The following is a 20,368-nucleotide window of genomic DNA, read 5'->3' as shown; positions in this document are numbered from 1 at the left end:
TCCTCAGCCTTATTGCACGGTTAGGGCAGCACTGCCCAGCGCTGAGGCGCACAGTGCTTTCACAATGGTTTTGGTGTAATTGGCATCGCATACTTTGCCGCCTGAGCAATCGCTTAATTTGTCTGTTAAGGCATCAAGCTCACTAATAACCGCATTGGTGTCGGGCTGATTGCCAATGTTTTGGCCAATAATACCTTGCATAATAGGTGTAAAAATTAAGGCTCGGTCTTGGTTAATAAACGCTGAGCTTGCCGCTTGGTTAAAGTCAAAGCCGCTAAAAAACGTACCACGTAAGCTGCTGCTCTCAAGCAGTTGATCACAGTATTTAATGGCCAGTTGGGTTACCGCCATTTGATTGGAGGCTAAGAAACTGTCGAGTTGCGTGACCGAAGGCAACTGCTGTTTGAGTTGCTCATAAGCCGCTTTTACCGAACTGTTGTTGGTCGAAACGCCAGTGGTGGCCGCCATGCTGGCGTTGATTTCAGCAAAATCGCGCATGCCAATTTGTGCCTGAGGTACTAAATCGACACTGGTCGCAGGCGCTGAGGGTAGGGCTTCAATCCGAACATTGGATTGTTCACCTACTACTTCAAAGGTTAAGAAAAATTCATCCTGCTCAGCCCCTTTTTCCAGCGGAATAATGGTGCCTAGGCGCGATAAGGCTTGGCCTTCACCGGCAACATACTCATTGCTATTGACCCTCACATCTAGATTTTTGAATACCTGGCCCACATTAGCTTCACGGCCATTAATACCAATTCGCATGCCTTTTAACGCTAGCGTGCTTATATCAGCATTTTCATCCAAAGAGATAAAAAACGGCTCGCTAAACAAATAGCTGTAGCTGTCGTAAAGACTGGTTTCTAACACGATGTAACTTTGGTTGATACCGCTTAGTTCACTGATATCAAACAGTAAAAAGAATTTTTGTCCGATACCAACATCGAAGTTTTGGCTGACTTGCTCAGCGCTTAATACGCGATTATGAATCGCGACCATGCGAATAGAGCCTGCCCATGGAAAGTCACCTGAGACTTCACTGCCAAGAGCAAAGGCATAGCTATCATTCCAGGCACTTAAATCACTGGCTTCAATTGAGTCGCTATCTTGGGTAAATACGCCATTGACAAACAGTTGACGTCCGTTGATGGGATCATAGTTCAGCACCACGTGTTGCAAACTCGCTTGTAATACTTCATCGGCATCAGCAGTAGACAGTGCAGGTTGCCCATTGCTGTCGGTATTGCCGGTACGTAACAAGGCATTGTAGTTATACAAGGTTTGACCCAAGGTAAAATTGCGCTTATCTGTGCCTCCCGAATAGCTGACGATGCGCGCAGGTCCTTCTTGGGTCACATTGGCAGGCACAAGCCATGTTTCGATAGCAAACTCACCAGTAGCGGTAATCAGATCATGTAATTTTTTACTACTACTGGTAGAGCCTTGCGCCTTGGCATTTACCAACTGTATCCCCCAGCCATTGATCCAGCTAAAACCACCTGATAGATTCAAGTTAATGGCCGGCTCAACACCGCTGGTATCAAAGGCGGTGCTACCAGAGCCGGTTTTAAATTCCCATTTGGCAATCAGGTCTTTTTCAAAACGTCCGCCGCCCGTGGCAAGGGTGCCTTCAAATAAACTAAGGGCTTTACTGTTTATCAAACTCGCATCGAGCTGAGTGACATCAATGCCATCTGCCATGGCCTGAATTGCAGTGATAAGCGCGTCTGCGTTACTGGCGCAATCACTCCAACAGTTATGAAATTCGTCTCGAAGGCGACCAACAAAACGTGAATTAGCCGGTGTATCCAACTCTATTCTCGCTTTAGCCGCTTCATAGGCTTCATCGATGTCGCTAGAGGCAAAATAGGGAGAAATAGGAATTGAGGCTGAATTGGTATGGCAATTTGCACAGTAGGTTTCTAGTACGGGATAAACCGTCTCGTTAAATAAACGGCTATCGGCTGGGAAGTTTTTATTCGCTCCTGGCTCTTTTGCCATTGGGGCTTCAAGTTGGATTTTATTGGCGGTGTTTTCTATCTGAGCCCAATTGTTGATCCACGTCGTCATAATATCGGCACAGGCTGATGCGCTGGCCAGCCAGCAGTTATGGCCGCCAGCGACCTTTGCAACCAAACTAGAGTCTTGCGCAGATCGCAGATTAACCAAATTGTTTGCCGCACTATAAGCTAGGTTTACATCATCGTTACGAGCAAAATACGGGCTTTGCTGCTCTTGCACATGACACGCACCGCAACGTTCTTTACCGCTAATGTTATCCCACAGGGCGAGTTTAAATTGTTGCACATCGGCGGTCGCCGCCACAGGGCCTGAGTACGTTATTGGAGACGTGTCGACGGGGGCAGGCATAGGCGTTTGAACAACTTGAGTTGTGCCCCCGCCACAGGCACTTAAAAGCAAAGTACTAAATACCACTGCGGTGCACGATAAAAAATAAGGGCGATGAAAAAAACGTGAGAATAACCCGTTATTAGCCATGATTATTCTCCCTTACAATAGGTGGCAGAATCGGCAAACACGCCTTTTATCTGGTAATTATTTTGTTGAAAGTGAGCCGTCATGGTACTGATTTGTGCGCGGTCTTGCGCATCTTGCGGGCGACGTAAACACACATTTTCAAACACTTTGCTTACTTGGCACTGAGCAAATTGTTGGCTATTCGCCAGCTCCCAACCCATGGACTTGGCCCCACTTCCTGAAGCAGGCAAACGTTGATCCCAACCTAGGTTGTAGTTAAGGCCCTCTCGCCAATAGTTGCTCCAATTGTCATTGTCGGTGCTAAATCCATAGGGAAAATTATTGCTATTAATATGGTATTTACCTTGCACTCGACTGCCCGTTTGTGGGTCTTGCTGACCGGCTGCGAGGTATTGCAAATTGCCGTTTTCACCCTCGGGATCGCTATCAACATCATATTGATAATTGTAATAGGCGAAGGCTTGAGCCAAAGGATCCATGCCTGCATGGCAGCCCACACAGGAGTTGTTAAATATGCGACTATCGCCGCCAGGACTTCGGCTGACGTCTTGGCGAATTCTATCAGGTGCTCGGCTCGTATCTTTCAAGCCTTCTAAGTCGGTACAAAGGTGATTCATCAAGGTAAAACGGAACATGGCACGATTGGTTCCATCTTTAAAAAAGGCTTTGGCCGCGGCGCGGGTTGTCATTACACCTGCAGTGGCATCAGGTGGCAGCCCGGTTTGTGCAGATTGGCTAGAGGCTTCTAATACTGTTTGTAGGTCGAGGCCTTGATCGTCTATTGCCTGGTACAGAGCATTGTTATTCATACTATACGTAGGCAAGTTATAGTGGTTTTTGGCCACATATAAAATGTCACCCGCTAATACCTGCCTAAAATCAATGTCGTCTCTGACCATACCAATGACTGTGGCGGTGTAGTCATTGAGCGGAACAAAGATATCCGCTTCTTCATTCGTCCAAGGGCTAACCCAATTTTTAAGGGTCACGGAATAAAACGCTGGGTTGTTCATGGCCAAATAGGCAGCTTGATTAATTTGGCCCTGTGCAATCAGTACACTCATTTGCTCAAGGACATCAGCAGAAGGCGGCACGCCCGTTAAGCGGTCATGCATGCGTTTGGCTTGTTCTCTTTCACCCGCCAATGACGGTGAGGAAAGAGTCAGACCAGCAAGCAACAACATCACAGTGGTTAACACCCCCATGATGCCTAACGAGCCGAGTTGCCTAATTAGCTTTTTCAAACTGAAGCTCCTGCGTAAATAAATAGATTAAAGGCTTAATTTGAAGTGGCGTAAATATGAACAATGAGCAATAGGTCTAGTTACTAATACCTTATACAGCGCAGATATTGCCAGCTTACTACCACCTCATCTGCAAGCCGCGATGGCTTTAGCACATACCGCACCAATATGGTGATAGCCTTACTAAGTAGCTGCTAATCAATAAAATGGTCATTAAACGATGCGAGTAACAGGGTTTTTAGTTGTCGATAGCAGACGCTGACTCGGCAGAAATGTGCTGTTGCAGCCAAGCTAATTAGTAAACACCTAGCGTTGCTGGTGTGCAAGGGAGGGCTTACTTTGTGCTTGGTGTCACTAATAAGGCACTGTTTGTTTTAGGCTAACACGCTAAGAATAAAATAGCGGGGTAATCTGCGTTTGTGACTTTTTAGTTTGCTTGGGTATTAAATTTTATTACTTATGTTAGCGTAGATAATTGAGTGAATATTTTAAGCGTGGCAGGATATGACTCTCTTAATGGCATTATTGCTCAGACTTGTTGCAAGCTAACGACAGTTTACATTGGCTTGTTGGTTGGTAGTCTTAGCAGCAATACGCACACTTCATAATGCACCAGATAGGACGCAAAACGCCAGTGACTATGTTTCATGCCTACCCTACGTATATCAAGATACTGCTTAGTTGTTTGCTCATAAACAGTATTTTAGGTTGTGGTGGTGATAAGGTGTTGCCCAATGATCAAGCGCCTGATCCGGTTGTGGTCGACGTGCCATTAGCCTTTATTAAGCGCAATTTACCCTTAGATGCAAATGGCGAGATAGTCAGTCAAGACTTGCGCCGCTTAAATGATTTTGTGCCAGGAGCGGCGCTATATATTAAAGCACGTGCTTCGGCCACCGCGGTCGAGCGCAATATCACTGATCGTGCTTTTTTTAGTGCACAAGAAATCGCAGACGCTACGCCCGACAATCCCTTAGCCGCCTACGATGTTAAAGATCTAGAAGTGTCTTATGATGGCCAAACCTTACTATTTGCCATGCGTGCCCCAGAAATTGAAGGGGCAGATGAGGACGAGCAAGCTACTTGGAATTTATGGCAGTATCACTTAGAGAGCGACATCTTAGAACGCGTCATCAGTAATGATGCCTTAGCTGAAGAGGGGCAAGATACCGCGCCAGTTTATTTAGCAGATGGAAGAATTGTATTTAGTTCTACTCGTCAACAAGCTAACCAAGCCATTTTACTCGATGAAAACAAACCCCAATACCAAGCCTTGGATGAGCGGCGTAATCAAACCGCGTCGGTATTGCATGTTATCAATCCTGATGGCAGCGATATAAAACAAATTTCTTTTAATCAAAGTCATGATCTCGACCCCACGGTACTAAGTTCAGGCAAAATTTTGTTTAGTCGTTGGGACAATGCCGGTAACAACAACAGTGTTAATATTTATCAGATGAATGCTGATGGCAGCGAGTTAGAGTTAATGTACGGCAGGCACAGCCACGTAAGTGAGCGCTCTACCCAAGCTTTGCAATACAGTCAACTACGTGAATTACCCAGTGGCAATATACTGAGTGCACTTCGTCCCGTGGTAAATGAGCATTGGGGCGGCGATTTTGTCGAAATTAATATTCAGCAATTTATCGACCGTCAAACACCGCTTACCGGGCAAAGTGGCAATGGTTCGGCTGAACAAGTCGTTTTGTTTGACAATATTGTAATTGATGGTGCGCTGTCAGCGGGAGGGCGTTTTTCAGCGGTTTACCCCTTATGGGATGGCAGTGATCGCATCTTGTTTAGTTGGAGCCAATGCCGAGTTTACGATCCTGAAGCTTCGGTCGATGAAGGCGAGCCTCGACCTATTTTACCTTGTACGCCCGCCTTACTGGCCACGCCTGACATTCAAGCCGCGCCTCTGTTATATGGCTTGTGGATGTACGACCCCATCGACAATACTCAATTGGTTGTAGCTGTGCCGCAAGAGCAACAAATGTACAGCGAAGTACTTGCCATGCAAGCGCGCGCTTTTCCAGGCAATGCTCAGCAAAGTGCTGATTTTGACGCAGCGCTGGCCGTGGCTGACTTAGCACAGGTCCATATTCGAAGCGTATATGACTTTGCTGGGGTAGATAACTCGCCACAAGGTTTGGCTGTCTTAGCCGATCCTACGCAAACCGCTGTGGCTCAGCGCCCCGCGCGGTTTTTACGGGTTGTGAAAGCGGTATCGCAGCCCGATGATAGTACTCGTGATATCAGTAACTCAGCCTTTGGCCGCAGCACGGGTCAATTGATGCGTGAAATTATTGGTTACGTCCCGGTCGAGCCTGATGGCTCAGTATTGATGACCTTACCTGCTAATGTGCCTGTGGCTTTCAGTATTCTTGATGGTGATGGTAAACGCGTGAGTGAGCGTCATCAAAATTGGTTGCAGTTTGCCCCAGGTGAAGTGCGCAGCTGTAATGGTTGTCATACCCAAGCTAGCACCGCAGCTCATGGCCGTTTTGACGCAGAGGCCAGCAGCATTAATCAGGGGGCAGCCAGCACCGGGCTGCCATTCCCCAATACCAATCCAGCCTTGTTCGCTGAACTAGGCGAAACCATGGCACAAACGGCGGGGCGCATGAATGGTCTTAGTTACCCCAATGCTGATATTGAGTTTAGCGATATTTGGAATGACCCGGCCACTCAAGCACCTGCAGCGGGGTTCACTATGGCCTATGGCGATTTAACCACGCCACTGCCCATTACCCCGAGTTGTGCCACCAATTGGACAGCCTTGTGCCGCATTCAAATTAATTACCCAGAGCACATTCAGCCCCTGTTTGACGCCGAGCGTCCTGTGTTAGCCGAAGATGGGGTAAGCGAATTAAACAATCATCGTTGCACGAGCTGTCATGCTCCGGTCGATGCCGCCGAACTGGCACAGGTGCCAGCGGCACAACTGGATTTGAGCAGTAGCACCTCAACGGAGAATCCCGACCAATTTACCAGTTATCGTGAACTGATGTTCACTGACAACGAGCAAGAGATCATTGAAGGCTTATTGCTTGAGCGATTGGTTGAGGTAAGCGACGCCAACGGTGATACCGTGTTTGAGCGTGATGAAGACGGTGAGCTAATTTTAGATGAAGTAGGCCAGCCCATAGCACTATTAACTACTGTGGCGGTAAGTAACACGATGTCAGTCAATGGCGCTCACGCCAGTGCGGATTTTTTCTTGCCCTTTAATGCCAGTGGAAGTCATTATACTTGGCTCAGTCCGGTAGAATTAAAGCTTATTGCAGAATGGTTAGATATAGGTGGACAATATTACAACAATCCCTTTGCGGCACCGGTAAATTAATGAATAAACAGTCACAAGGATATGCAGTGTTCAAGTGTAAAAGCGCGGGCTTGTGGGGCATATGCTTGCTGCTGCTATGTTGGTCGTTTAGTGGCCAAGCAGAAGCGCCGATTCAAGTCCAAGTAAGAACCGCTTATGTTGATATGCGTTCTGGCCCTGCCGGCGGTTATCCGGTGATTGCAGTAGCCAAGCAAGGGCAGTGGCTTACAGTCCTCAAGCAGCGCACAGCGTGGTTTAAAGTAGAAAATGAAAAAGGCCAACAAGGCTGGATCAGTCAAGACGACTTGCACCTCACCCTAGACAGCAATTTAGCACCGGTAAAACTGTCTGATGGCTCATTTGAGGACTTTAGCCAACGCCAATTTGAAGTGGGGGCGATGGCGGGCTCCTTTGATGGCGTACCTAGTATTAGCGTTATCGGTAATTGGCTGGCCACCGAAAATATCGCCTTAGGCGTTAATATTACGCAAGCCGTGGGCACTTACTCTGAAAATCAATTGGCGCTGGTGAACATCAGGCATAACGCCTTTCCAGAGTGGCGTTTAGCGCCTTATTTTGTAGTAAGCGCCGGTAAGATTTGGACAAGCCCCAAGGGTAGTTTAGTGCAAAGTGGCGATGAAAAACGCAGCGCCAATGTGCTCTCGGCTGGATTGGGTTTACGCTACTATTTAGCACGTAACTTTTTGGTTAAGTTGGAATATAACAGTTTATTGGTCAAAACCGACCGAGACACAAACGAGGAATTGGCACAATGGCAATTAGGTTTCGCAGTCTTTTTTTAATCTCGCTAGTGGTGCTGTGTGCATGCCCCGCCTTAGCCCAAGAATCCAGTGTTATCGAGCCACAGCCCGAGCGCCGAGAAATAAATGAAGCCAATATTGATACAGAAAATTTCGAATTTGGCTTAGTGGCAGGCGTGATCAGCATTGAAGATTTTTCGACAAGTGCCATCGTCGGTGCCCGTTTTGCGTTTCATATTAACGAAGATTTTTTTGTGGAAGCCGCTTATGAGCAAGCGACCGCAGGGCAAACCAGCTTTGAATTACTCAGCGGTGGAGCGCCGCTATTAACCGAAGACGAGCGCAACTATCGTTATTACAACCTAGGTTTGGGCTACAACTTAAACGGCGAAACGTTTGTCACTGACAGCTTGGTCATTAACTCGGCTGCCTACTTTATTATTGGTGCAGGCAGTACCGAATTTGGAGGTGACGAGCGTTTTACCGTAAGTTTAGGGGCAGGATATCGGGTTTTACTCACTGATTACTTTTCGCTACGAGTTGAGCTGAAAGACCATCTGTTTAACAGCGAATTAATCGGCGATGAAAAGACCACACACAATATTCAGTATGGCCTGGGTGCGACGTTCTTTTTTTAAAAACCACAAAGCAGTAGAGACCGAATGATGAGTCAATTTTTTTATGTTATAGCGCACAGTTTATCGCCGAGGGTATCGCTTGGTAGTGTGCGCGCTTTTATGGCCACAATGTTCTTGAGTCTATTAGTGCTTGCTCAACCAAGTGCGATGGCAGCCGGTAAAACAGAGCTCGCCCCTGATTTTACCCTAGCCAGTAAAAATGACGGCAATATGCGTTTGCAAGAGCAGCGAGGCAATGTGGTGTTAATTAACTTTTGGGCATCGTGGTGCGGACCTTGTCGTGAAGAGCTGCCCTTGCTCGAAAAACTGCAGCAAGACTATGCAGACTTAGGATTTACCATTTTGGCCATAAATGTGGATAAAACCCCGGCCAAAGCTGAAGTCTTATTAAGCGACATCGCAGTAACCTTTCCGGTATTGTTTGACCCTGATGCCAAGGTCAGTAAATTATATGATGTCAGCGCCATGCCCACTACAGTCATTGTAGACAGAGATGGCTACCAGCGCTTGTTGCACAAAGGCTATAAAAGTGGTGATGTGGCAAAATACGAAATCATTATTAAAACCTTATTAAGAGAATAATCTGCTTATGAAGTCGCTATTTAAACGTCATTATATCAAGCCGGCTCTTACCTTGGTTTTTGGGCTGTTGATGAGTGGTTGTGCCTCGATTGAGCCTTGGGTGCAGCCCTATGAGCGAGAAAATTTAGCTGACCCCATCATGAGCATGAATCGTAACCCCGTTGCCAGCAGTTACACTCACCACGCGTTTCAAGCGCGCGAAGGAGCAAGAGGCGCTGAAGGTGGGGCAGGGGGCGGTTGTGGTTGCAATTAACAATATGCCGGTCATCCCACGAGGCGTATGGGGGCTCGTTCATTTGCTGCCCCCTTATAATTCCAAAGACTTTGGTGAGAGGCAATACACCGCCAAAGTACTACCTCTAATTTGCTTGATAGTTATCATGACATGGTGTGCAACCACGCAAGCAGCGGTATTACCGCAAGAGCGCTCTGACGCCATGTATCACTCGTATCAAGGTGGCGGCATGTCTATTGATGGCCCGTCCATTTTACTGCGTAAAAACATTGGTAACAGTGTGTCAGTAACCGCTAACTACTACGTTGATACCATATCGGGTGCGTCTATTGATGTGTTGGCTACCGCAAGTCAATATCAAGAAGAGCGCACCGAACACAGTGTTGGGCTTGATTATTTGCGCAACAAAACCCTAATGAATTTGAGTTATACCACCAGTTCTGAAAACGACTTTGAAGCTACATCTATTTCATTTGGATTGTCACAAGATTTTTTTGGTGACTTAACAACTTTGAGTATCGGCTATGCTCGTGGTAACGATGAAGTGGGTAAGCGAGGCGATGACAACTTTTTAGAACAAGCTGATCGCCAAAATTATCGCTTGGGCCTAACCCAAGTGGTGACTAAAAACATGATCGTCGGCTTGAGTTTTGAGAATATTGCCGATGAAGGCTACCTCAATAATCCTTACCGTTCAGTGCGTTTTATTGATGAGTCTAGCGCTCGGGGCTATCGCTTTGAAACTGAAGCCTATCCCACTACTCGAACCAGTAATGCCGCCGCACTCAGCGCTAATTATTACTTACCCTATCGCGCGTCTCTATACGCTGAGGCAAAAGTCTTCTCGGATACGTGGGGCATTGATGCCAATACGTACAAAGTAGGTTACATCCATACCTTCACTGATGACTGGATCATCGAATTGCGCAGTCGATTTTATTCGCAAGATAAAGCCGATTTTTATCAAGATTTATACCAGCGCAGTGAAGAATTTAATTTTCGCGCCCGTGACAAAGAAATGAGTACCTTTAGCAATGTCGCCTTAGGGTTTAGTGTGAGTTACGAGTTTCGTTTTTCAGCCGCCAACTGGTTGAAAAAAAGCAGCATTAACCTTGATTTTGATCATGTTAGATTTGCTTACGATGATTTTCGGAATGTGCTGGTGGACGCTCCTGTGGGCGATGAACCCTTATATGAATTTTCAGCCAATATTACACGTTTGTACGTGTCGATTTTTTACTAGTGATAACCCAATTAGGTGGCAATGTAATGAAACTTTTTTTTCAACGCGCAGCATGTATTCGTAGTGTCGGCGCTGGTTTGCGTATCTGGGCCATGAGCGTTTTACTTCTAAGTGCTGGGGTGTGGGCACAAGAAAGCAGCAATACGGCTGATGACCAAAGCATTCAAGAACAACTGCAACAGTTAAAAAAAGAAGTGATCGCTCTCAATCGTGATTTGTTTGTATTGGAGGAAGATTTGTTATTTCCTTCAAGCACTCAGCTTGTAGTCTACTTATCCATGGATGTAGGGACTTACTTTGACTTAGATTCAGTTGAGGTAAAACTCGATGGACAAACTGTAACGCATTATTTGTATACTGAAAAACAGCAAGGGGCATTGGTCAAAGGCGGCGTGCAAAAACTGCATGTGGCTAATCTTGCCCAAGGTGAGCACGAAATCAGCGCTTTTTTCATTGGCACCGGCCCCCATGATAGAGAGTATACCCGCGCCACCAGTTTGGTATTTACCAAGTCTGCTGACGCAAAATTGTTAGAGCTGCGCATCACTGATTCTAGCGCCAGCCAACAACCTGAATTTAAGGTGCTTGAACTTTAAATGTCTCAGCCTAAATTGCCATTGCTATCCTTACTTAGTCACGTGTATCAGGTCCGACGAAAGCGTTGGGCGGTCAGTGCAGGGCAGGTGAGTCTTTGGGCAGTGCTGTGTTTTTGTTTGCCACTGGCCGCGAGTGCCCAAGAGCCCAATAATCAAATTGCCAACAACAACGCGCAGGTCTTACTAGAAAAACGCTATCAAAACGCCTTGTATGCTTACTTTCAAGGTGATGTGCAAGATGCACTCAGTCAGCTCGCTTGGATTGAAGAGCGTTATCCGCAGGGGTTGTTGCAGCTACCTGCTTATTTGCGGGCTCAAGATATTGAACCGACCTTACTCAAAGGAGTCTTGAGTCTGGCTTATGGATTAGAAGACCAAGCCGCCAGCCTGTTTGAGCGTTATTTAGGGGCTTATGAATCGGCTGAAAAACGCACCCAAGCGTGGTATTTGTTAGGATTGACTTACTATCGCCAAGGGCAATGGCAACAAGCCTCAGAGGCCTTTAGTCAGATTGTTGAGGCAGAAGCCAACGATTATTTAGATGTGCAGAGTCACGATCAGTGGGTGTATTTACAGGCGCAATTACGCAATCAGTATCTAACTGATGCTACGCCCACTTTGCCAGAAAATTGGCCGCACGCCCTCTCTGACAATTCAATTTATCATTATTACCTGCTTTACAATCAAGCCTTAGCCAGCTTGAAAAACGGAGAAACAGAGCGTGCCATTGAACAGTTAGCATCATTGGTTAATCGGCCAAATCGAGGCTTTACTCAACTCATCACTGGCTGGTTTTCTCCTTTATTACAAGAATCACGCCCCGATTCTGAAGACGAAGCACAGGAGCAGCAACAAGAAGTGCTGGGAATTATAGACCGGGCCAACTTGACCTTAGCGTATGTATTATTGCAGCAAAACAAACCCCAGCAGGCTTATCGAGTTTTTGCCAAAATTCGTCGTCAAGGCCTTGATGGTGACGCTGCAGTATTGGGTTATGGTTGGGCGGCAGTAAAAAGTGAAGAACTGCAAACTGCATTGGGCATTTGGCAGAGTTTAATTAATTTACCTCAGCATTCAGAATACACATTAGAAGCGTATCTTGCCTCATCTTATGCCTATGAAAAAGCGTACGCTCCCCGTCAATCGGTTGCGGTATTAAGCGCTGGCGTGAGCCGCTTTCATCAAGCCTTGGCTGAATTAAGTGTGGCGCGGGAGCAAGTCAATCAAGCTCCGTTTTTGTTATCACTTGCACACAATTACGACGCCGAACAGGCCTTACTCATCGCCCCTAAGATCGCAAATTCACCCGATACGAGTATGTTACTTGAACTGCTCAACAGCATAGGTGTCAGTAACGGGTTTCGTCACGAATTATCAGCCCTGCAACAAACGCAAAGGTTAGATGCGCAATACCAAGAGTGGCAGACGCGCATGGCGCATTACCAATTAATGTTAGACGAGCGAGAAATTGAGCGCACTGAAAGAGCTAAGGCCATGTTGCAAAGCCAAATATTTGAACAGCTTGCTCAACTACAAGCGAAGCGCGATGCCTTAGCAAAGCAGCTCAGAGTTGCCGAACAACAAGCTGATGGCATAGTGCTTATGCCACTCGAATACCAGCAGCAATATACGCGCCTACAGGGAGCAAAGCAGCGTTGGGCCGATATAGAACAGGCGCAAAGTCGTTTGCAGCAAAATACACTTAAAGCTGAATATGCCCAGCGTTTAAGGCGTGCTGAAGGCATATTAATTTGGCAGGCGAGCGAGGCCTACGCGGATAAACGCTGGCAAGCACAAAAGGCCTTAGTTGAACTTGATAGTGAGTTATCACGGGTTACCGAGCAGCAAAATCAATTATTGACTGCCCTACAAGGGCGCCCCAACTATGCTGAACAGCGTAAGCGAGTCGGCAATTTAACCATCCGAATTACTCAACAACAGCAAAATAATGACGCTTTGCAAGGCCAACTGCTCGGCAGGTTGAGTCAACAACTTTCGGCCCTAATAGACCAGCAAGTGCTCAACGTAAATGACTACATAATGCAGGCACAATTGGCCATGGTGAGACTTAAGGATCAAGCTTTGCAGCAAAATCAGGCGCACGGTTCGCAAATACCCAAGCCTGAAATTGGTCGTCCTATGCAGTTGTCGCCCAAGGCAGCAGAGGTACAACCAAAATGATGTATCATCACTTCGGCTCTCGTCCTTTATTATTCAGTACCTTAGTGTGTTTATTGTTATCTGCTTGCAGCACTGGCCTATTTGACCCGAAACCCACTGCGCCTAAGAAATTTAACATCTCCTCGAAAACATTGGGGGAGTCTTACTTTGCGCCTATTCCCATTGATAATAAGCTGCTGCCAGAACCGAGTTTGGAGCAATTACGCGCTGACTACGCCGCCTTGTTGCCCCGCGTAACAGAGCCTGAAACCAAAAAAATTGTGCAGTATCGCTTAGCTGATTTAACTGCGGTATTGGCTGAACGACAGCTTGAATCTGGTTTATTGGTTAATCAGCAAGGTGAAAATATTTTACAATCGGCGGTGAAGCAATACCAAGACTTGTTGGTCAGTCAGCCTCAGCAAGAAAGTAATATGGAAGTGCTGTACCAGCTTGCCAAAGCCCATGAACAGTTAGGGCAGGTTGAGCAGAGTTACCTTACCTTGCAGCAATTGCTAGTAGCCTTTCCTGTTAATCCGTATTTGGCTGAGGTGTATTTTCGCCTTGGTGAAATAGCGTTTAATCGTAATAACTATGCTGCGGCGGTCGAAGCGTATCAAAATGTCTTGAGTCAAGGCACACAAAGCGCGTATTACGCTACTTCGGCTTATATGCTGGGCTGGAGTTTTTTTAAACGCAATCAAAATATCCAAGCCTTAGAAGCGTTTACTCTGTTATTGGATAACAGTTTACCCAGCGACATCATTGCGCAAACGATGATGGCGCAATTTGATAGCCAAGCACAAATTGATGCATTGGGCCTTGGTGAAAAGCGCTTAGTCAACGACACCATTCGGATCATGAGTTTGTTATTTTCTTATCAAGAAAATCAATACGAAAACCGCGCGGATAGCATAGTTGAGCATTTTACGCGGGTGGGCGCTCGTCATTACGAATATGTATTGTACGACCAACTAGCCCAGCTTTATCTCAATCAAAGCCGTTTTAAAGACAGTGCCGATGTGTATCAACGCTTCACCTTAGTGCATGCCAAGCACTTTCAAGCGCCCATTTTTGCGGTGAAAGAAATCGATGCGTACATACTTGGCAAGTTTCCGACTCAAGTCTTACCCGCTAAAGACCTGTTTGTGCAGCGTTACGGTATTCACGGCGAATATTGGCCTCGTTGGGGCGTAGTGCAGCAAGAACGCGTGGCGCCTTTTTTGAGTCAATACTTACAAGAGCTGGCTGTGTTTGAACATAGCCGCGCACAAATGTTAGGGGCCAAACGCCAAGGTGTATCGTCAAGCTCAGAAGCCACTTTGGGTAATCTGAACGAAGAAGCGGTTGCTGCTGACCTGCAAACCCAAGCCACAAGCAGTTATTTACAAGCCGCAGCGTGGTATCGCGAGTTTATTGCTACTTTTTACAACGATCCTGTCACTCCCTCCTTACGTTTTAGTTTAGGTGAAGCTTTATTTGCCGCTGGCCATTACGCCGAGGCCATAGACACCTTCGAGGCGTATGCCTATGCAGCTGACACCTATCCTCAGGCTGCAGAAGCGGCGTATGCCGCTATATTAGCGTACCGACAAATTCAGCTCGTTGGTGATGAGACTCGTCCGCTGAGTCAAGAGCAGTGGCTAGACCAACAACTTGCCAGCCAAGATCAATTTGTTGAGCAGTTTGCCAGTGATAGCCGTGCGCCAGAAGTGCTGTATATCGCCATGCAGCAACGCTTTAGCCTAGCCCGTTATCAGCAGGCTATCGACAACGCGCAACGCTTACTTGCATGGCAGCCTGCTATAGCACCAGCCAATATAAAAGCCAGTATGTTGGTGATTGCTCACAGTCAATTTGCTCTTGAAGATTACGTGGCAGCGGAGACGTCTTATCAACATATTGCTCTTGAGTTAGCTGCGAATGATCCCAGTAAAGCCGATATTCAGGAAAGATTGGCGGCCAGTGTTTATAAACAAGGCGAGCTTAATGTCAAACAACATTACCTGCCCTTGGCGGTGAATGACTTTTTACGGGTCATCGCCCTTGCTCCGCAAACCAGCATCCGCGTCAATGCACAATACGACGCCGCCACCTATTTGCTGGAGATGCAAGACTGGCAACAAGCCATTGACTTGCTTGAAGATTTTAAACAGCGTTTCAGTGATAATTCTTTAACTGAAGGCATCGACGACAAGTTGATATACGCCTATCAGCAAAATGAAAATTGGCAGCAAGCGGCTGATAAACTGATGGTGCTGTGGCAAGCATCACCCGCCAGTGAAGAGGGGCGACAAGCTTTGTATGTTGCCGCGCAATACTTTAATAAAATAGGTCAAAAGCAAGCGGCGTTGGCAGCTTATCGCAGTTATGCTCATGCCTTTACGCTCCCTTTAGCTGAGGCGAATGAAGCGCGGTTTGTATTAAGTGAAATGTATCGCCAAGCTAACGATGACACCAAGCGCCGCTTTTGGCTGCAAAAGCTCATTGACGGTGACCAGCAAGCCTTGGCTGACCCTGCTATTGAACGCACTGACCGCTCGCGCTATTTAGCGGCCATGAGTGCCTTGGTCTTTGCGCAAGATAAGTTTAATCACTTCAAACAAATCAAACTCAGCTTACCCCTTAAAAAGAGTTTAGCCCTGAAAAAATCAGCACAAACTGACACGCTTGCAGCCTTTAATCAGGTGCTTGATTATCAGGTGGCAGAGTTTGTGACTGCCGCTAATTTCTATTTAGCGGATATTTATCATCAGCTTGCCAAAGATTTAATGAACTCAAGTCAGCCTCAAAATTTGAATGCTTTAGAGCTAGAGCAATATACCTTACTGTTAGAAGAGCAAGCGTTTCCCTTTGAAGAACAAGCGATCACTTTGCATGAAACCAATGCAAAACGGGCTTGGCAAGGAGACTACGATAAGTGGATTAAGCAAAGTTTTGTGGCCCTTGAACAGCTTATGCCTGCTCGGTATCGCAAAGCTGAACAACACGTGGAGCTGAGCAATGAAATATTCTAAGGGTGTTAGCGGCTCGCTGATAGCTGTTACCTTGTTGCTTGGCGGCTGTGCCACCTTTGACGGCATTGTAACAAGGAGTAATACAACACCACCTAAGGTAGAACAGCCTATTGCGCCAAAGGGCTTATTGCCAAGCGACCCATGGCAACGCGAAGCGCTTGTTCTGCAAGCTAAACCCAATCGATATCAAGAAGAAAGTGCCCTGGTTAATGTGCCTGACTCGGCAAAAAGCCGCTTTGCTGCGGGGGCTCAATTGCTCAAGCAAGGCAAGCTAGATGAAGCCAAATCACTGTATGAAACCATGTCGCAACACTATCCAGCGCTATCTGGTGTATGGGTTCAGCTGGGCAGTATTGCTGAAAAACAGGCCCACGTTGAGCAAGCCATAGCCTATTTACGCCAAGCCATTAATTTACAAACCAGCAACTATTTGGCACACAATCACCTTGGTTTATTGTACCGCCAACAGGGTAAGTTCAGTGTTGCCTTAAACCACTACAATCAAGCGTTAGACAGTTGGCCGGCCTTTACTCAAGCCCGCCTAAATCGTGGCATTTTGTACGATTTATATTTAGGTGAAAAAGAACAAGCGCTCGCCGATTATCAGGTGTATCAGGCCTTATTAACGCAGCCTGATCGTAAGGTAAAAAGCTGGATTGCTGATCTTGAGCGCCAATTACAAGCCAGCAATGCCAGCTCTGGCTCAATTAAGGAAGACGCCCTATGAAGTGTTATTTGTTATGTTTGAGCATACTCGTAGTGGCCAACAGTGTGATGGGGCAAGAGCAACAAGTTATTCAACTAGAGGACACTATTCGCGGCGATCAAGAGCAGCCCAAGGTATTAACTATCGTGCCTTGGCAAGCCCCTACAATCAAGCAAGCCTTGCCTAGTCCTATCGTAGAACGCATTAATCGCAAGTTTGTGCCCTTAGAGCGTGATGAATTCAGTCGCCAGTTAAAGGCCTTAAGCCAACAACAAAACCTTAGTTATCCCAGCGAAAGCTTAAATCCCTAAGGATATACCTAACAAGGTTCAAAATTAGGTATAGTGCAGAGATATTTACTCAAGGAGTTAGCAATTCATATGTTCGACGTCATCGTAAGGTTTTTTCAAGAAGGGGGAGCGTTTATGTTTCCCATCGCCATCGTCTTAGCCTTGGGTTTAGCCATTGCTATTGAACGTTATCTATTCTTGAGTATGGCAAAAAGGGTGAACAAAAAAGCCTTCGCGCAAATGGAGCCCCTACTCAACAACAACGATTACGCAGGTGTGCTGAGCTTTGCTAGCAGCGACACTGCGCCGATTAGTCGCATTATTGGGGCCGGTATGGCGCGATTAAATCACAGCCAACGCCGTGAAGATATTGAATACGCCATGGAAGAAGGCTTAATGGAAACCACACCACGCCTAGAAAAACGCACGGCCTATTTAGCCACATTAGCGAATATTTCCACGTTATTAGGTCTGCTAGGTACCATTATCGGTTTGATCGCGGCGTTTTCGGCGGTAGCCACCGCTGACCCCTCAGAAAAAGCCAGTTTACTTTCACAAAGTATTTCAGTGGCCATGAATACCACCGCCTTTGGTTTGATTGCGGCAATTCCACTATTGGCCTTTCATTCAGTGTTACAAACTAAAACCACAGAAATAATCGACAGCATGGAAATGGCCGGTGTGAAATGTTTGAACTTACTGATCGCTCGCCAAGCGTTAAGCACCCATTCTCGCCAATCTGACCGTGCTGAATAAGCCAACGTAGCGGGAGAGTCTCATGGCAAGATTTGGCAAAGGGCGCGGCAAAGGTAAAAAAGCGGACGCTGAGCTCGATATCACTTCATTTATGAACCTGATGATCGTATTAGTGCCTGTGTTACTGATGATGATGGTTTTTTCACGCATCACCGTGCTAGAGCTCACCTTGCCTGAACTGGGCGAAGCCAGCGAATTTCCTATTGATGTAAAAGATCAGCGTTTAGAAATTGTGGTCAGAACTCACAACATTGCAGTGTATTACCCGCAAGGTTACTTGATTAAAGACATTCCCTTAGTTAACGAGGGCTATGACTACGAGGCCTTGCAATTTACCCTAAAACAAATCAAACAGAATTTGCTTGGGCAAGATATTGATAAAAAAGCCGCCACCTTATTACTTGAAGAGAATATTCCTTACGAGGCCATTATTGGTTTAATGGATAGCATTCGTTCGTACCCTGACGTGGTGGTGGCCAGTGTGGTTGATGCTGAATTATTTCCAGAAATCTCCTTAGGTGATGCGCCGCAAGACGACCGAGTCTTTGACGCCGCGCACGAAGCAGATCGTAGCATTGGCGCCAACTAGTATGTGCAGAGAAGGATAACAACATGAAAAAATCTGCCCGAGCCATGCGCATGGAACGCCATCATCGAAGAATGGCCAAAGACTCGAAATTAAGTCTGGTGTCGTTGATGGATATTTTCACCATATTGGTATTTTTCTTGATGCTGAATGCCTCAGACGTACAAGTATTACAAAACAGCAAAAGTGTTGAATTACCTAAATCCACCGCCAAACAAGCGGCGAAAGAAACCTTGGTTTTGCTAATCAACAATAATGATTTAATTCTGCAAGGGCGAAAACTTGCCGACGTATCAGACATTATGGCCCGAGCCGATGAAAATATCAGCGAGCTAAGCGATGAGCTAGCCTACCAATCAAGCAAATCCTCTGGGGTACAACTTGATGAGGAAGGACAGCCACTCGATAAAGCCATTACCATCATGGGTGATAAAAGCATACCCTACGCCTTGTTAAAACGCATAATGCAAACCTGTGCGCAAGCGGGTTTTACCAATATTTCCTTGGCCGTCGAGGGCATTGAGCAAACTTTATCGGATAGCGCTGCTGAGCCAGCTCAGAGTGACGCATCATGAATGTTGTGAACGCCACCGCTGTGTTAAAAGGCAGCTCAGCTAGCGTTTTTGTGTCGGTATTGCCGTGGTCGTCTAGTGCCGCCGAAAACAAACGCTTCAAAGTGATTTGCAGCGCAATACTAGTGTGCACGTGTATCATGGCTGGCGTGGTGAAATGGCAAGAGCTACCTGAAAGGCCTCGTGAAGAAAAAGAAAAAATACCGCCGCAATTAACCCGTTTGATTAAGCCGATTAAAGTAGAAGCACCTAAACCTATTGTCGAGCCCAAACCTCCCGTTGTGCCAGAAAAACAACAACCAGAGAAAAAACAACCAATAGTAAAAGAACCAGAGAAAAAGCCACCGCCTCCCAAGATTGAAAAACCCAAAGAGGTCAAAAAGGTAGAAACGCCTAAGGCGAAGGTGCCAACTCAGGCTGAAATGACTGAACAGGCCAAAGAAACAGCCAAACAAAGCGGGCTCTTAGCCTTACAAGATGACTTGGCCAGTATGCGAGAAAATCCCAGCATCAATAATTTAGCCAATACCGACAGTATTAAGGGCGCCGGTACTACTGATCAAACTCAGCGCAAATTCGTTGGCAAAAAAGTCAGTACTGCCAGCGGCGGCGTGGATACCGCAAAACTCAGCAGTGACACAGGTTCTAAAGGCGAATTAGCTGAGCGCAAAAATACCGAATATGTCGCACCGAATGAAGGCCTTGCATCACTGGCCGCACAACAAGCCAGTGACGAAGACGTGGTCATCGGCAATCGCAGTACGGAGTCTATCCGCCAAGTCTTAGATGCTAACAAAGGTGGTATTTATGCCATCTATCGCCGCGCCCTGCGCTCAGATGCGAGTTTACAAGGCAAGCTAACCGTTAATATTCAAATTGAGCCCGATGGCAGTGTTTCAGCGGTTAAAATTGTCAGCAGCGAATTAGACTCTCAAGCATTAGAAGAGGCCTTGCTGGCCAGAATAAAACTCATAAATTTTGGCGCACAAAACGCCACACAAACCCTGCTCGACTACTCATTTAATTTTTTGCCTTTCTAGTACGTAATAGCTTGCTGCTTATACTTATGGCTATGAGCTTTGACAAAAAATATGATGGTGTTATGAAAATTAGCAGCCAATAAAAAAGCGCTGATAAAAAGGCTAGAGAATTTACGGG

Annotated in this window: 17 protein-coding genes; 15 read left to right on the top strand and 2 right to left on the bottom strand. The window is 46.5% G+C overall.

Annotated elements, in window-relative coordinates:
* Nucleotides 1-9: 9 nt before the first annotated feature.
* A complete protein-coding gene (locus NWQ57_RS08880) occupies nucleotides 10-2,499 on the bottom strand; it encodes a LamG domain-containing protein (protein WP_306021790.1) in 2,490 nt (829 codons plus the stop codon).
* A gap of 2 nt (nucleotides 2,500-2,501) precedes the next feature.
* Entirely contained in the window at nucleotides 2,502-3,704 is a 1,203-nt protein-coding gene (locus tag NWQ57_RS08875) for a hypothetical protein (RefSeq protein WP_372340905.1), read from the bottom strand.
* A 679-nt stretch (nucleotides 3,705-4,383) separates the two neighbouring features.
* Here NWQ57_RS08875 and NWQ57_RS08870 point away from each other — a divergent pair.
* The 15 genes from NWQ57_RS08870 (at nucleotide 4,384) to NWQ57_RS08800 (ending at nucleotide 20,250) form a co-directional block, all read left to right on the top strand.
* Nucleotides 4,384-7,089 carry a hypothetical protein gene (locus NWQ57_RS08870; RefSeq protein WP_306021869.1) on the top strand — a complete coding sequence of 902 codons (2,706 nt, stop codon included), beginning with the start codon at nucleotides 4,384-4,386 and terminating at the stop codon, nucleotides 7,087-7,089.
* A gap of 26 nt (nucleotides 7,090-7,115) precedes the next feature.
* Complete coding sequence (locus NWQ57_RS08865; RefSeq protein ID WP_306021789.1) at nucleotides 7,116-7,871, top strand: SH3 domain-containing protein; 756 nt, start codon at nucleotides 7,116-7,118, stop codon at nucleotides 7,869-7,871.
* Nucleotides 7,841-8,467, top strand: coding sequence for an outer membrane beta-barrel domain-containing protein (locus NWQ57_RS08860; protein WP_306021788.1), 627 nt, complete (start codon nucleotides 7,841-7,843; stop codon nucleotides 8,465-8,467). Before NWQ57_RS08865 ends, NWQ57_RS08860 begins: the two co-directional genes overlap by 31 nt.
* Nucleotides 8,468-8,491: 24 nt before the next feature.
* Nucleotides 8,492-9,049: a TlpA disulfide reductase family protein gene (locus NWQ57_RS08855; protein WP_306021787.1), complete on the top strand. Its 558-nt coding sequence runs from the start codon at nucleotides 8,492-8,494 to the stop codon at nucleotides 9,047-9,049.
* A 7-nt stretch (nucleotides 9,050-9,056) separates the two neighbouring features.
* Nucleotides 9,057-9,302: a DUF4266 domain-containing protein gene (locus NWQ57_RS08850; protein WP_306021786.1), complete on the top strand. Its 246-nt coding sequence runs from the start codon at nucleotides 9,057-9,059 to the stop codon at nucleotides 9,300-9,302.
* Nucleotides 9,289-10,527 (top strand): DUF3570 domain-containing protein, encoded by a 1,239-nt coding sequence (locus tag NWQ57_RS08845; RefSeq protein WP_306021785.1) that lies wholly within the window; start codon nucleotides 9,289-9,291, stop codon nucleotides 10,525-10,527. The genes NWQ57_RS08850 and NWQ57_RS08845 overlap by 14 nt, the downstream gene beginning before the upstream one ends.
* Nucleotides 10,528-10,553: 26 nt before the next feature.
* Nucleotides 10,554-11,123: a hypothetical protein gene (locus NWQ57_RS08840; RefSeq protein ID WP_306021784.1), complete on the top strand. Its 570-nt coding sequence runs from the start codon at nucleotides 10,554-10,556 to the stop codon at nucleotides 11,121-11,123.
* Complete coding sequence (locus tag NWQ57_RS08835) at nucleotides 11,124-13,304, top strand: tetratricopeptide repeat protein (protein WP_306021783.1); 2,181 nt, start codon at nucleotides 11,124-11,126, stop codon at nucleotides 13,302-13,304.
* A complete protein-coding gene (locus tag NWQ57_RS08830) occupies nucleotides 13,301-16,300 on the top strand; it encodes a tetratricopeptide repeat protein (protein WP_306021782.1) in 3,000 nt (999 codons plus the stop codon). The genes NWQ57_RS08835 and NWQ57_RS08830 overlap by 4 nt, the downstream gene beginning before the upstream one ends.
* Nucleotides 16,287-17,027: a tetratricopeptide repeat protein gene (locus tag NWQ57_RS08825; protein WP_306021781.1), complete on the top strand. Its 741-nt coding sequence runs from the start codon at nucleotides 16,287-16,289 to the stop codon at nucleotides 17,025-17,027. Before NWQ57_RS08830 ends, NWQ57_RS08825 begins: the two co-directional genes overlap by 14 nt.
* Nucleotides 17,024-17,317 carry a hypothetical protein gene (locus NWQ57_RS08820; RefSeq protein WP_306021780.1) on the top strand — a complete coding sequence of 98 codons (294 nt, stop codon included), beginning with the start codon at nucleotides 17,024-17,026 and terminating at the stop codon, nucleotides 17,315-17,317. The genes NWQ57_RS08825 and NWQ57_RS08820 overlap by 4 nt, the downstream gene beginning before the upstream one ends.
* Before the next feature lie 69 nt (nucleotides 17,318-17,386).
* Entirely contained in the window at nucleotides 17,387-18,052 is a 666-nt protein-coding gene (locus tag NWQ57_RS08815) for a MotA/TolQ/ExbB proton channel family protein (RefSeq protein ID WP_372340904.1), read from the top strand.
* Nucleotides 18,053-18,074: 22 nt separating this feature from the next.
* Complete coding sequence (locus NWQ57_RS08810; RefSeq protein WP_306021779.1) at nucleotides 18,075-18,641, top strand: biopolymer transporter ExbD; 567 nt, start codon at nucleotides 18,075-18,077, stop codon at nucleotides 18,639-18,641.
* A 23-nt stretch (nucleotides 18,642-18,664) separates the two neighbouring features.
* Nucleotides 18,665-19,213, top strand: coding sequence for a biopolymer transporter ExbD (locus tag NWQ57_RS08805; protein ID WP_306021778.1), 549 nt, complete (start codon nucleotides 18,665-18,667; stop codon nucleotides 19,211-19,213).
* Nucleotides 19,210-20,250, top strand: coding sequence for an AgmX/PglI C-terminal domain-containing protein (locus NWQ57_RS08800; protein ID WP_306021777.1), 1,041 nt, complete (start codon nucleotides 19,210-19,212; stop codon nucleotides 20,248-20,250). The genes NWQ57_RS08805 and NWQ57_RS08800 overlap by 4 nt, the downstream gene beginning before the upstream one ends.
* Nucleotides 20,251-20,368: the final 118 nt, after the last annotated feature.

Source organism: Paraglaciecola sp. (assembly GCF_030730205.1).
GTDB lineage: Bacteria > Pseudomonadota > Gammaproteobacteria > Enterobacterales > Alteromonadaceae > Paraglaciecola.
Note: the sequence above shows the minus strand (reverse complement) of the source record. Positions and strands in the feature narration are given on the sequence as shown.

Coding starts and splice junctions, on each gene's coding strand:
- NWQ57_RS08880 (WP_306021790.1), bottom strand. CDS start 2,499: ATGGCTAATAACGGGTTATTCTCACGTTTTTTTCATCGCCCTTATTTT.
- NWQ57_RS08875 (WP_372340905.1), bottom strand. CDS start 3,704: ATGGGGGTGTTAACCACTGTGATGTTGTTGCTTGCTGGTCTGACTCTT.
- NWQ57_RS08870 (WP_306021869.1), top strand. CDS start 4,384: ATGTTTCATGCCTACCCTACGTATATCAAGATACTGCTTAGTTGTTTG.
- NWQ57_RS08860 (WP_306021788.1), top strand. CDS start 7,841: ATGGCAATTAGGTTTCGCAGTCTTTTTTTAATCTCGCTAGTGGTGCTG.
- NWQ57_RS08855 (WP_306021787.1), top strand. CDS start 8,492: ATGATGAGTCAATTTTTTTATGTTATAGCGCACAGTTTATCGCCGAGG.
- NWQ57_RS08850 (WP_306021786.1), top strand. CDS start 9,057: ATGAAGTCGCTATTTAAACGTCATTATATCAAGCCGGCTCTTACCTTG.
- NWQ57_RS08840 (WP_306021784.1), top strand. CDS start 10,554: ATGAAACTTTTTTTTCAACGCGCAGCATGTATTCGTAGTGTCGGCGCT.
- NWQ57_RS08835 (WP_306021783.1), top strand. CDS start 11,124: ATGTCTCAGCCTAAATTGCCATTGCTATCCTTACTTAGTCACGTGTAT.
- NWQ57_RS08830 (WP_306021782.1), top strand. CDS start 13,301: ATGATGTATCATCACTTCGGCTCTCGTCCTTTATTATTCAGTACCTTA.
- NWQ57_RS08825 (WP_306021781.1), top strand. CDS start 16,287: ATGAAATATTCTAAGGGTGTTAGCGGCTCGCTGATAGCTGTTACCTTG.
- NWQ57_RS08820 (WP_306021780.1), top strand. CDS start 17,024: ATGAAGTGTTATTTGTTATGTTTGAGCATACTCGTAGTGGCCAACAGT.
- NWQ57_RS08815 (WP_372340904.1), top strand. CDS start 17,387: ATGTTCGACGTCATCGTAAGGTTTTTTCAAGAAGGGGGAGCGTTTATG.
- NWQ57_RS08810 (WP_306021779.1), top strand. CDS start 18,075: ATGGCAAGATTTGGCAAAGGGCGCGGCAAAGGTAAAAAAGCGGACGCT.
- NWQ57_RS08805 (WP_306021778.1), top strand. CDS start 18,665: ATGAAAAAATCTGCCCGAGCCATGCGCATGGAACGCCATCATCGAAGA.
- NWQ57_RS08800 (WP_306021777.1), top strand. CDS start 19,210: ATGAATGTTGTGAACGCCACCGCTGTGTTAAAAGGCAGCTCAGCTAGC.